We start from the raw sequence: 12,476 nt of genomic DNA on the forward strand, positions 1-12,476 counted from the left end.
CAGAAATCATTGGGCAGACGACATCATAGCGACCCTGGACAATGACAATCGGCAACGCCTGAAGACGATCGCTGTTTTGCAAAAGTTGGTCATCAAAGTCAAAAAACCCTTTGTTGATAAAGTAGTGGCACTCAATGCGGGCAAACGCTTCGGCAAACTCATCTTTGCCAAATCGATGCTGCAATTCTGGATCAGGAAGCAGTTTACTCGTGGTGCCTTCCCAAACCGACCAGGCGCGAGCCGCTTCTCGCCGAATCATCCCGTCCTCACTGGTCAAGCGTTGATAATAAGCAGAGAGTAAGTCTCCCCGCTCACCTAAAGAAATCGGCTCCAAATACTTCTCCCAGGCATCGGGAAACAGATAACTCGCCCCTTCTTGATAAAACCAGAGAATTTCTTTACGCCTTAGCAAAAAGATGCCTCTCAGGATTAAGCCCAGACAGCGATCGGGGTGCGTTTGACTATAAGCCAACGACAACGTACTGCCCCAACTGCCCCCAAACACGACCCATTGGGAGATTTGAAGATGCGATCGTAGCCTCTCAATATCGCGCACCAGATCCCAGGTTGTGTTTTCCCGCAGTTCTGCATGAGGCGTACTTTTGCCACAGCCTCTCTGATCAAAAATCACAATCCGCCACCGCTGCGGATCAAAATATTGCCGATACAAAGGAATACTGCCCCCTCCTGGGCCGCCATGCAGCAACACAACAGGCTTGCCATCCGGGTTGCCCGACTGCTCAAAATAGAGCGTATGCAGGTCAGAGACTTGAAGCATCCCCGTGTCGTAGGGGTCGATCGGCGGATAAAGTTCGCGCATAAGACAGCCCTGGATTCTAGACAACTGATCTTATTCTCATCCTCTCGCGAAGCGTGCCGCCAGCGGCAACCCCTCATCTACGTTTCAGTCCTTTCAGCCCCTAAATCCCCCAATCTGGGGGACTTTGAACTGGGACATTTAATTCACTCAAAGTCCCCCAATTTTGCGGGATTTAGGGGGCGAAGATCTCAGCGCCGAATGGGATACTCCCGCTTCTTACCGCCGCAAACTCCGTGGATCAAGCGCATCTCTCAAGCCGTCTCCCAACAGGTTAAACGCCAAAACCGTGAGAATAATCAACAAAGCAGGCGGCCAAATCAGCCAGGGTTGCAGCACAATAATCGAAGCGTTAGTCGCCAGTGATAGCATATTTCCCCAGGACGGATCGGGCTGCTGAATGCCCAACCCAATCAAACTCAAAACCGACTCCGCCACAATAAAACTCGGAACCGACAGCGTAGCCGAAATGATCACATAAGTCGCCGTCTGCGGTAAAACGTGGCGAATGATGATGTAGAGCGGCTTTCCTCCCATGGCCCGGGCCGCCTGCACAAACTCTCGCTCCTTAATCGACAAGACCTGACCGCGAATCACTCGCGCCAAACCCGCCCATCGAATAAAAGAAGTAATGAGAATAATCAGCAAAAATCGTTGTCCGCTAGACAGTCCCACCGGAAGCACCGCCGCCAGCGCAATCAATAAGTAGATATCTGGAATCGTCATCAACACTTCAACCAGGCGCATCAAAACGCTGTCGATCGCTCCCCCAAAGTAGCCAGAGATCCCCCCCACCAACATCCCCAACGGAAAGGACAGCGCGATGCCGATCAGTCCAATACTGAGGCTAATCCGGCCGCCATGCACCAGACGACTAAATTGATCCCGCGCCTGCTCATCGGTGCCAAGTAGATTAAACTTTGCGCCGCCATCTGTCCCAAACAAATGCAGGTTGCCAGGAATGCCAGAAAATAGCTCGATTTCGTCAAATTTGGGATCGCTGAACGAAAAGCGAGTCGGCAACGGTAATTTGACTTGAAGGAATCGGTACTCGTCGCCCTGCACAAATAACCTCAGCCCAGAGGGTTTGGAGCGATCGACCTTCAAAGCCCGATCGCCCGTCTGCAAATCGACTGCGCCCTGAGTGGTGGGATAGACGTGAGGGCCAATAAATTTACCCGATTGGTCAGTCCAATACACTTGACTCGGCGGCAAGAGTGCCCCATCCGTCTGCGAAACGTAGGGATCATAAGGGGCTACAAATTCTGCTGCAATCACGGCTAGATAAAACACCAGCAGCAGCACGCCTCCAAACTTGGCGAGAGAATTCTTTTTGAGTCTTTTCCACCAATCCATAGCGTGTCAGAAGTAAGGGTTTTGAGAATTTACTGCTCGCGGCTAGAAACGATAACGCGATCGTCCTCTTCGTCAGAATCAACCGACAGGATGGGTTCCAGAATACTATTTTCCACAGCTTCTGAGAAGATCGAGCCACTTTGAGGCGGCAGCATGGGATTCATAATAATCTCAACGATCGTTCTCACTACACTGGTCAACGGAATCGCCAAAATGACACCTAGCAGTCCGGCAACTCTCGCACCAACCAATAGAGAAGTCAAGATAATGACGGGACTCAGCCCGGTGAGGTTGCCCATAATTCGAGGCGCGATCAGGTTGTCTTTGACCTGCTGAAGGGCGATCGCTGCCCCCAACGCTTGCAGAGCCAGCCACCAGTCGATAAAGGCGATGACGATACAAACGGTGGCAATCCCCAAACTGGCTCCAATAAAAGGAATCACCTCCATCACGCCAATAAAGACCGCAAACAGCAAAAAGAACGGCACCCTCAGCCACCAAAACGCCAGCGACAGGGTAACCGCCATGAACAAACCCAAGAGCAACTGCCCAGAAGCAAATCGCTGCAAACTATCTCTCAGAGATTCCGTCAGGCGTTCTCGAATCGGAGCAGAAAAAATGCTGGTGAGTCCTTTCCAAATTTTCTCGCCGTCCAACAACAGATAGAAGGAGATCACCAAAATTAGAATCAGATCCAACACCCAGTTGAAGGTGCCCAGAACCAGTCCAATTCCTGTGGAAGCGATCGTTTTTACCTGTCCCTGTACCTGAGCAGAAAGCTGTTGCTCAAAAAATGAGAGATCGAATCCTAAGTGACGCGCCTGACTCCAACTTTGTAGCTCGTTTAGCTGCTGTTGACCCGATTCGACCAGTCCCGGCAGATTGGTGACGAGCTGTTGTGCCTGAGTGAAAATGCGAGGGGCGATCGTCAGTCCGGCCAGTCCCAAAACGAGCGCGGCGACGAGGTAAACAACAGCGGCCGCAATTCCACGAGGTAAAACGGGGCGAAGGCGATCGACCGCATAATTGAGCAAAAAGGCAATCAAGCCAGCCGTGACCAAAACGCTAATCAGTTCGCCAAAGTAAGTTAGCGCATTCAGCGTCAACCATCCTGTGACCAAAATCAGCAGCCAGGTGATCAAAAACTGTTGAATGGGGGAGAAAAAGCGATCCATGAGCAGCTTGGGGGCGAGGGTCAATCCGTTTATCGAGAATTTGGGTAAAAACCCCGTCCTTCTGGGACGGCTTTACCGATATTTTTGCTAAAATAGCAATAAGTCGCCACAGGGCATTGGGAGACTTTAAACGGACGTGGAGGGATGGTAAGACTACTTCGGTAGCGCATCTCAGTGAAGCGTCAAGGAATCCTCGATCCTTTAGAACGAGGAGGTATGTCAACAACGTTAACTGATTGTGGGACAGGCTAAATGCAGAACGATCGCTGCTCTGGCTGTCCCGCCCTCATCGTCTGCTTTCATCCTAGATTATTCGTCCGGCTTTTCGTGTTCGACGACAAACACATTGGAATATAGATTGGCAATAATTTGTTTGCCCTGCTGAGTCAGTGAGAGATAGTACAACGCATCTTTGACATAGGGATAAACGCCATGCCAATAAAACTTGGGATAGTTGCGGCGCAGATCGCCAGGGTGACGATATCCCAGAGCTTGATTAACGCCTGTTTCTTCAAACTCGTAGTAGAGGGCGCTGATTTTTTTGAGATAGCGAGGGTCACTGAGTTGTCCGATTAAATCAGACGCGCGAATTAAACCGGGGTAGTTAACAGTGTCTTGGTGATCTTCGGCAGCGGGGACGGGGAAGCGGGTCAGCTCAATATTGCGCTTGACCAATTCGGCATCAATCAGCTTGTGCCCACCAAATCGTTCATCAACAAAAAGTTTGGCACGATCGACGTGGTAAGGAGTCAAAGCGGCATCAGAGGCACCAGGCGCTAAGGAGACCATTTTGCCATCTCTTCCGGTGGAGTAGGTTCGCCCATGATCTTGACGACAAACGCCTTTGACGTAGCCAATGTCATGACAAACGAGCGAAATGATGAAGTGGAGCCAGTCTTCACACGAGACTCCGCCTTCTCGAATGTGGCGACCCCGCAAAATTTCTTGACCGACGAGGGTGACTAAAATCGAATGTTCGACGTTGTGATAGAGCGCATCACTGTTGGCAATATTCTCCATTGCCATTGAGCCGACCCAGCCGATAATGTCTTCGTAGTCAGACTTCCAACCGCCGTAGGTGCGACGATAGCCATCTTTGAGCTTGTTAACAAAATCATCAATCAGGAGTTCTGTGGCGTTAAACATGGCGGGGCTGTTGACTCGGTTGGGCAAGCGATCGGGTAACTCATCTTAGTCTTCCCTTTATTTTGATAACTTCCGCGCATTTTGGGGAGGGAGAAAAACACAGAATTTGAGCGCAATTGATTCTAAACACCCTCCAACCGATTCACCCGATCGCAGGATGCCAACTGATTCGATAGAGCTTATTGTAAAGTAATTCCCTGAACTGACTGACTCGGCTAACCCTTCAAAAAAGTTGTGAATTCTCTATGGAACAATTTTGTAAGTCCTAAATTGACGATCGCATGACAAATTCAACGTGACAAATCAAAATTTGGAAAACGATAGAAATTCCAAGGCAATAAGTTCTGGTTGACCAATCAAAGTCCTAGATCGAAAGTGCATTTGAGAATTGTTCACAAATTTGATCGAGCAGTGGTCTCTAGTACGTTGTGGGTAGCGATCGCGATCTATTTTTTGTTTTTGGCGAAACTGGCGATCAACGGTGATTACTACGATGACATTGCCGCTGTCATTAATTTCAACACTCATCACGACAAGCACGAAACGATACGCCAAAGTAGCTATATAATAGTGGGGAGCGATCGCGGGTATAGTTTAGTGGCAAAATGAATGCTTCCCAAGCATTAGTTGCGAGTTCGATTCTCGCTACCCGCTTAGGTTCTGACTGAGCACAGCCTTTGATTTTGAGTAACACTTCTCCAAAACACTTCTCCAGCGTAGAGTGACCTTCGCAAGTACTAGGAGCGATCGAGATGACCCTCGCCACCCAACAGCGCCTCAGTTTCGAGGATTATCTTAAATACGACGATGGCACTGACACCCGCTATGAACTGGTCAATGGAGAACTGATTCCGATGAGTCTTGGTAGCGGACAACATGGAGAAGTCATTCACTTTATTGAGAAGCAGTTGAGTGCAGAAATTGAGCGATCGAGTTTGCCCTGGGTCGCACGTCAGGCAGTCATTGGCATTCGGATTCCCCGTGGCTACCGATGGGATACGTCTCGAATTCCTGATGTAACCGTGATTCCATTAGAACAGTGGCAAACTTTACGTAACCGTGAGGCCGTGATCGAGCTAAACGAAGCGGCCCCCTTACTGGTAGTAGAAGTGGTCAGTGAATCAACCAAAACCGTTGACTATCGAGCAAAACGGCTGGAATACAACTTTCGCGACATTCCAGAATATTGGGTGGTCGATCCTCTAGAGAGCAAAATCACTGTCTTCACACTGGTCGAGGAATTTTATGAGGGCAGTGAGTTTAGAGGCAACGATCGTATTCTCTCCGCTACTTTTCCAAAATTGACGCTGACGGTGGATGAGATTTTGACTGCGACATAGCCCCGTAATGTTTGCAAAAAGAAGTGAAAACTCTGGTGTGTAGAGAGAACCGGGGTGCGTTATGATAGTGCTTCTGAACTCTCGATCCGTCCAAACAAATCTCTTGCACTAAAATGTGAGAGAGGTGAGGTGTAGGCTGCACAATTTTGTGTGCATACGCATCGGCAGGAGGCGAACTTTTTACGGAGATACCACTGGGAAACTATTAGCATGGCCAATCAGAACACGTTAGCTATTGATGTCGGCTTTACTCACGAAGATTTTGCGGCGCTACTCGACAAATACGACTACCATTTCAGCCCTGGAGATGTGGTGGCTGGTACCGTGTTTAGTTTAGAGCCAAGAGGCGCTCTGATTGACATTGGGGCCAAAACGGCTGCCTATATTCCCATTCAGGAAATGTCAATTAACCGGATTGATAGCCCCGAAGAAGTGCTGCAATCCAACGAGACCCGCGAATTTTTCATCCTCGCAGACGAAAACGAAGATGGTCAACTCACCCTCTCGATTCGTCGGATCGAATACATGCGAGCATGGGAGCGAGTGCGCCAACTTCAAGCCGAAGATGCAACGGTGCGATCGATTGTCTTTGCCACAAACCGAGGCGGTGCCCTGGTGCGAATCGAAGGGCTACGGGGCTTTATCCCTGGTTCTCACATCAGCACCCGCAAGCCCAAAGAAGAACTCGTCAGCGAAGAGTTGCCTCTAAAGTTTTTAGAAGTGGACGAAGAGCGCAACCGTCTGGTTCTCAGCCATCGTCGTGCTTTGGTTGAGCGCAAGATGAATCGTCTGGAAGTGGGCGAAGTGGTGATCGGTACAGTGCGCGGCATCAAACCCTACGGTGCATTCATTGACATCGGCGGCGTGAGCGGTTTGCTACACATTTCTGAAATTTCTCACGATCACATCGACACGCCCCACAGCGTCTTCAACGTCAACGACGAAGTGAAGGTGATGATTATCGATCTCGATGCAGAGCGCGGTCGGATTTCGCTTTCGACTAAGCAGCTTGAGCCAGAACCCGGTGATATGGTGAAAAACCCCACCGTAGTTTACGAGAAGGCTGAGGAAATGGCTGCTAAATATCGTGAACAGATGCAAATCAATCAACAAGGTGGTGCGGCTCCAGTAGCGGCGATCGAGGTAGCCGTTGAACCCCCTATCGACGTTGAAGTGCCTGATGCAGTTGAAGAAATTGAAGATCTGCCTCCAGCGACTGAAGAAGAATAAGGCAGGCGTTTGATTTGAGACTTTAGAGACGGGGGAGCAATCCCTCTTTTTTTTGACCGTTTTTTGACTAATTTTGGGGGTGAGTTTTGGCGATCGTTCACTGTGGGTCGAATGTGTTCTCGGATGTTCAGGCGATTTTGTTTGACAAAGATGGGACGCTGGCCGATTCTCAGCAGTTTCTCAAAGTTTTGGCAGAGCGGCGATCGCATCTGATCAACCTCCAGGTTCCCGATGTGCAGTCTGCTTTGTTGGAGGCGTTTGGTGTGCGTCAAGGTCAACTTGATCCCGCTGGACTGATGGCCGTCGGCACTCGACTCGAAAATGAAATCGCGGCGGCAGTCTGTATCGCCCAAACAGGACTGGACTGGATCGATTCTAAAACGATCGCGCAGTCTGTCTTTGAGGAAGCCGATCGCTCCTTGCCCCGCAAAGCGTCTCTAACTCCCCTGTTTGAGGGAGCGTTATTCTTGCTCAAGTCTTTAGCCGCTCTGGATCTCAGGCTGGGAATTCTCTCGGCTGACAGTGATGAAAATGTGCGAGATTTTGCCGACTATTCTGGAATTTCGCCCTATCTGCAATTACAAATGGGAACATCAAGCGGACTCAGTAAGCCCGACCCTCAACTGTTAAAAATGGCTTGCGAAGCTTTGAGCGTCTCCCCAGCGAATACGATCGTCATCGGAGATTCTCAAGCCGACATGCAGCTTGCCCGTCGAGGAGGCGCGATCGCTGCGATCGGGGTCACCTGGGGAGGAACCCGCCGAAATAGCCTCACTGATGCGAACGTCGTAGTTGATCAGTTTGACGAAATTCAAGCCTGGGCGTGAGTGCGTGACCTGTAGTAGTCAAAAAAATGTTGCTCAGAAGCTCTCTGGGGCTTGGGTGGCTCAGGGGCACTTCTGGCAAACCCCTGAATTTTTTTAAACAGCTCATCAAAATCGATCGGCTTGCGAATCAGATCGTTGACCCCAATCTCAGAGTAGGGAAGGGTAGACAACTCATCGTGGGCAGTCATAAAGACGATCGGCACCCAGGAAGACTGGCGGATGCGCTGTGCGATCTGATAGCCGTTTAGCCCTGGCATCATAATGTCAAGCAGCACCAAATCTGGTGGAGAGGCTTGAAACTGATTTAAAGCGCTGGTGCCATCGGTAGCAGACTCGACGAGGTAGCCTTCTGTCTCTAAGACGGTTTGCAGCAGAAATAGATTATCTGCAACGTCGTCAACAATAAGAATTCGATAGCTGTGGGGTGGCATCGTTAAAAAAGATATTGAAAGGGGATAAGAACGAACCGTATTGTGTCTCTAACTAGGTATAGTTTTTATCTAAGCTGTAGATCTCTCACTCAAGGTAGATTTCAAGGCTCTGCCAAGAGATGTTTATCTTTTCTTAACAGTTTCTTTATCGGAATAAGTAATTTCACTCTTTCTTTGTCTGCTGCTTTTCAGGTCTCAGATTCAAAAGAGTATTTGTGATCATTGTTAGAAGTACGATCGTCTGTTAAACAAAATCGTTCTATGTAGGGTGTGAGCTACGCGAGACACCCTGATTTCAGACGTTAGGGGTGTATTTCTAACGATCGTCTAAATAGATCTAAATAGAATCGTTCTGGTAGATTTCAAGCATTGATGGTGCGTTTCACTAACTCAACACACCCTACCTGGTTAAATTTAGGATTATAATGAGATGTCAGAATCTCTGCTAAAAGATCCCCAACTTTTTGAAGAAGCCAGGGATCTAACATCAACTTTTTGAAGAAGTCTAGAGTTCAGTCTATTGTCCAGGTCTTTTTATAGAAACTGTCTCAATCTTGGTTGGCAGTCCTGCGGGATCGGTATCTTGACCAAACCACATTACAGCGTAGTGTTTGTAGACAGCAACTCCTACAGCGTTCCACTTCATTGCTTTCCAGCGTTCTTGATTGAGCATCACATCATTGTGCGCGGTGTGATCTTGCCATCCCTTAAAGGCTTTCTCAGCGGTGACATTTTCTCCATAACTGATGTAGGCATTCTCAAACCCGTAGCTGGGATAAGCCGTTTTTAGCCGCTGTGGGGCTGACCACATACAAGGATAAGTTTGGGCATCGTGGGCATCAAAGGCGCAGTTGCTCCAGCTATGGGTGAGCTTGTCTAGATTTTCTGCAAGGTCTTGGGCGTGGCGGTTGGCAACCAATGTCAGGGACTTTGAGAGCGGAATCGGTGGCAAATTATGTTGCGCGCGGTACTGGTTGACCAACTGGTGGAGCTTGGCTTCTTCGGGTTCTAGATCATCGCCATCGCAAGCCGCCGCCAACAAAACTTTTTGCTTTTGGCACACTTCGCCTCCAGATCGGGCAGTTACCTGCGCCGTAGTGGGGGAAATTAAAGCAAGCGAAATCAGGGACGCAACGACCCCTGCGCCCGACCAATATTGGGTTAAATTCATATCAATTTCCGGGGAGTGACAACAGCAGTCAGAGGGCGACTCACTTCATCAGTTCTGATTGAGAAGCGATGCTGTTAGACGATCGGGAAACACACTGCAAGAAGAGAATTCCAACCGCATTTTTTCCGAAGTCAATGATAATGTCAACCTCTGTTTCTACGTCTGAAGTTTTCCCTGGAACGGCGGAAACTAACGGTTTTTAGGTGGCTTTGAGAGAATTAGGAATTACTACGGACTCTATTTTTATCCACAAATGTTGACACTGTGCGGACACACTTCATCTAAACTTTGCAATTGCTGAAAGATACATTTTTTCTCACGATCGTCAACCACGAGATCTACATTCAGGCAGACGACAAATCCTCGACAGGCTACTGGTTTTCTAATCTCCAGTCTCGTAACGAGGGATACAGCGACTCATATCGATGCCAGGCAGCTTCTAACTCAGAGTTTGGCGGTTGGGGAAGAATTTCTTCAAGAGCAACCACCATTTTTGGAACCGTGGCAAAGGTGTAAGTTCCAGTTCCCAGCCCTGCGAGAATGGCCGCTCCTCGTGCAGAAGCTGCCGTAACGGTAACAGGGTGAAGGGGCAATTGCAGAATGTCAGCTAAAAGCTGTTTCCAGGCAGGCTCGATCGTGCCGCCTCCAGCCAGTCGTAGTGAAGTGGGTGTGATCCCTGTTTCTCGTAGTGCATGGAGTCCCTGACGCAGCGAAAAAGCGACCCCTTCTAAAGCAGCCCGCATCAGGTGCGATCGCGTGTGGTGCAATCCCAGTCCAACCCAGCTTCCTCGCGCATGGGGATCAAGATGAGGCGTGCGCTCTCCGGTCAGGTAGGGTAAAAACGTCAGTCCTTCGCAGCCTGGAGACACCGTAAAAGCCTCTGCGTAAACTTCTGACCAACTCATGCTCAACAGATTTCGTACCCATTCCAGGGCGAGTCCGGCGTTTTGCAGAGCAGCCAGGGCATACCACTGATCAGGCAATGCCGATCGATAGAGATGGGTGTGGTAGTGGGGGTGGGCAATCGGCTCAGATCGCAGGGTGGCAATTTGGGCGGCGGTGCCGATCGTGAGTTGAACGATTCCAGGGTCGAGTAAGCCACTTCCCAATAAGGCGGCGGCGGTATCTGCGGCCCCTGAGATGACGGGAAGACCGATCGGCAAATTCAAAGATTCAGCGGCTGCGGGTGTGAGATAGCCTGCGATGTTGTGAGACGCGATCAAGGGGGGCAACCAGTCTGAGCGGAGGTTGAGTCGATCCAAAACTGAAGTAGACCAGCGATCGCTCAACACATCAAACAGCAGCGTTCCAGAAGCGTCTGAAGGTTCGGCGGTGGCGGTTCCCGTGAGGCGAAATCTCAACCAGTCTTTGGGTTGGAAGGCCCAGCGAGCGATCGTGTACAGCGCAAATTCGTGTTTTTGTAGCCAGAGCAAACTGGTGCCAGCCATGCCTGTGGTGATGGGATTGGCGAGGCGATTTTGTAGGTCGAGGATCGCATGATATCGATACAACTGCTCACTCGCGCGCGTGTCTGCCCAAAGAATCGCAGGGTACAACGGCTGACTGTTGGCATCACTCAAAACGACTCCGTGCATCTGTCCCGATAGCCCGATCGCTTGAATCTGATTGCCCCGATTTTGAACGGCCTTTCTGACGGCGATCGCAACGGCTGACCACCAATCTTCGGGATTCGTTTCGGCCCATCCAGGGTGAGGCGCATTGACCGGATAGGGATGAGAAGATTGGGCGATCAAGGTGCCGTCGATCGTCATCAATAGCGCTTTGACTGAGCCTGTCCCCAAATCAATTCCTAACAGCATAATTTTGAGGATGTGACATACTGACTTTGGGTATGGCTGAATAACAGTGAATCGTTGGGAAGCGACATTTCTAGCGGCCCCCTAAATCCCCCACGAGTGAGGGACTTTGAAAGTCCGAGAGGCCTCCAGAAGGGGGATTGTGAGGCGAATTCAGACCATTGTTCAGCAACACCTAATCTTATTGTGGTTCAAAATTCGAGATGGCTGATCCGGTAATTGTATTTGGCAGCATCAATATGGATCTGGTTGCCAGAGTGCCTCGATTGCCAATTCCAGGAGAGACGCTTTTGGGACAGGGGTTTTCGACCGTTCCGGGTGGAAAGGGGGCGAATCAGGCAGTCGCGATCGCTCGCTTGGGAATTCCTGCAATCATGGTCGGACGAGTGGGCGGCGATCAGTTCGGAGAAAACTTATTGAATGGGTTGAAGGCAGCAAAAATTCAGACAGAAGATGTTTTAACGGATACTTCGGTGAGTTCTGGTGTGGCGCTAATCGCAGTAGACGATCGCAGTGAAAACCAAATTATCGTGATTGCTGGCGCGAATGGGAACGTCAATGAAGAGGATGTTACTCGATTAATCCCTCATTTATCTCACGCAACGGCATTGTTATTACAGCTAGAGATCCCGATCGCAGCGGTAAAACTGGCAGCCCAAGCCGCAAAGAAAGCAGGCGTTACAGTAATTCTCGATCCGGCTCCTGCATCCGAAATTCCCCTTGATTTGTATCCTTTGATTGACATCATCACGCCCAACGCTGTGGAAGCGGAACAATTGGTAGGGTTTCCGATCGACAGCCCTTCTCTCACCTCTGAAGCAGCAAGCGTTCTGCAAAAACGAGGAGTCAAAACGGTGATTCTCAAACTGGGTGCCAAAGGTGGATTTTGTGCAACGTCAGAGGAGGCTTTCTTTTTTCCGGCTTTTGAGGTGGAGGCGATCGATACGGTCGCTGCGGGAGATGCCTTTAATGGAGGACTTGCCGCCGCCCTCGCCGAAGGTCATTCCATCCGAGAAGCCGTAACTTGGGGAGCCGCCACCGGAGCGCTATCGACGACAAAATCAGGGGCGCAGGGAGCATTGCCCGATCGGGAGGAGGTGATGAAGCTGATGGGAAGGGATGAGGGATGAGGGATGAGGGATGAGGGATGAGGGATGAGGGATGAG

The 12,476-nt window shown here is 50.0% G+C and carries 12 protein-coding genes and 1 tRNA gene; 6 read left to right on the forward strand and 7 right to left on the reverse strand.

The annotated features are described in order from the left end of the window. The 4 genes from pip to ACKFKF_RS31690 form a co-directional block, all read right to left on the reverse strand. On the reverse strand, positions 1-820 hold an 820-nt coding region (gene pip / locus ACKFKF_RS31675; RefSeq protein ID WP_446871375.1), incomplete at its 3' end, for a prolyl aminopeptidase. 216 nt (positions 821-1,036) lie between these two features. Continuing rightward, a complete protein-coding gene (locus ACKFKF_RS31680; protein ID WP_446858430.1) occupies positions 1,037-2,173 on the reverse strand; it encodes an ABC transporter permease in 1,137 nt (378 codons plus the stop codon). Between the two features lie 29 nt (positions 2,174-2,202). Beyond that, a complete protein-coding gene (locus tag ACKFKF_RS31685; RefSeq protein WP_446858431.1) occupies positions 2,203-3,348 on the reverse strand; it encodes an AI-2E family transporter in 1,146 nt (381 codons plus the stop codon). Positions 3,349-3,657: 309 nt separating this feature from the next. Further along, complete coding sequence (locus tag ACKFKF_RS31690; protein WP_446858432.1) at positions 3,658-4,494, reverse strand: Npun_R2479 family HD domain-containing metalloprotein; 837 nt, start codon at positions 4,492-4,494, stop codon at positions 3,658-3,660. A gap of 411 nt (positions 4,495-4,905) precedes the next feature. Between ACKFKF_RS31690 and ACKFKF_RS31695 the strand changes: the two genes are divergently transcribed. From ACKFKF_RS31695 to ACKFKF_RS31715, 5 genes are all read left to right on the forward strand, one after another. Continuing rightward, on the forward strand, positions 4,906-5,103 hold the full coding sequence (locus tag ACKFKF_RS31695; protein ID WP_446871376.1) for a hypothetical protein: 198 nt from the start codon (positions 4,906-4,908) through the stop codon (positions 5,101-5,103). Next, positions 5,078-5,148, forward strand: a tRNA-Gly gene (locus ACKFKF_RS31700). Before ACKFKF_RS31695 ends, ACKFKF_RS31700 begins: the two co-directional genes overlap by 26 nt. A gap of 98 nt (positions 5,149-5,246) precedes the next feature. Next, a complete protein-coding gene (locus ACKFKF_RS31705) occupies positions 5,247-5,834 on the forward strand; it encodes a Uma2 family endonuclease (RefSeq protein WP_446858434.1) in 588 nt (195 codons plus the stop codon). A 210-nt stretch (positions 5,835-6,044) separates the two neighbouring features. After that, on the forward strand, positions 6,045-7,064 hold the full coding sequence (locus ACKFKF_RS31710) for a 30S ribosomal protein S1 (RefSeq protein ID WP_446858435.1): 1,020 nt from the start codon (positions 6,045-6,047) through the stop codon (positions 7,062-7,064). Positions 7,065-7,150: 86 nt separating this feature from the next. Next, positions 7,151-7,891 carry an HAD family hydrolase gene (locus ACKFKF_RS31715; RefSeq protein WP_446871377.1) on the forward strand — a complete coding sequence of 247 codons (741 nt, stop codon included), beginning with the start codon at positions 7,151-7,153 and terminating at the stop codon, positions 7,889-7,891. Here ACKFKF_RS31715 and ACKFKF_RS31720 read toward each other — a convergent pair. The 3 genes from ACKFKF_RS31720 to xylB form a co-directional block, all read right to left on the reverse strand. Then, entirely contained in the window at positions 7,876-8,322 is a 447-nt protein-coding gene (locus tag ACKFKF_RS31720) for a response regulator (RefSeq protein ID WP_446871378.1), read from the reverse strand. The genes ACKFKF_RS31715 and ACKFKF_RS31720 overlap by 16 nt on opposite strands. A gap of 517 nt (positions 8,323-8,839) precedes the next feature. Then, on the reverse strand, positions 8,840-9,493 hold the full coding sequence (locus ACKFKF_RS31725; RefSeq protein ID WP_446871379.1) for a CAP domain-containing protein: 654 nt from the start codon (positions 9,491-9,493) through the stop codon (positions 8,840-8,842). Positions 9,494-9,864: 371 nt separating this feature from the next. Continuing rightward, positions 9,865-11,313: a xylulokinase gene (gene xylB / locus ACKFKF_RS31730; RefSeq protein ID WP_446871381.1), complete on the reverse strand. Its 1,449-nt coding sequence runs from the start codon at positions 11,311-11,313 to the stop codon at positions 9,865-9,867. A 200-nt stretch (positions 11,314-11,513) separates the two neighbouring features. Between xylB and rbsK the strand changes: the two genes are divergently transcribed. Further along, positions 11,514-12,440 carry a ribokinase gene (gene rbsK, locus ACKFKF_RS31735; RefSeq protein WP_446871382.1) on the forward strand — a complete coding sequence of 309 codons (927 nt, stop codon included), beginning with the start codon at positions 11,514-11,516 and terminating at the stop codon, positions 12,438-12,440. Positions 12,441-12,476: the final 36 nt, after the last annotated feature.

It is taken from the genome of Phormidesmis sp. 146-12 (assembly GCF_052939495.1).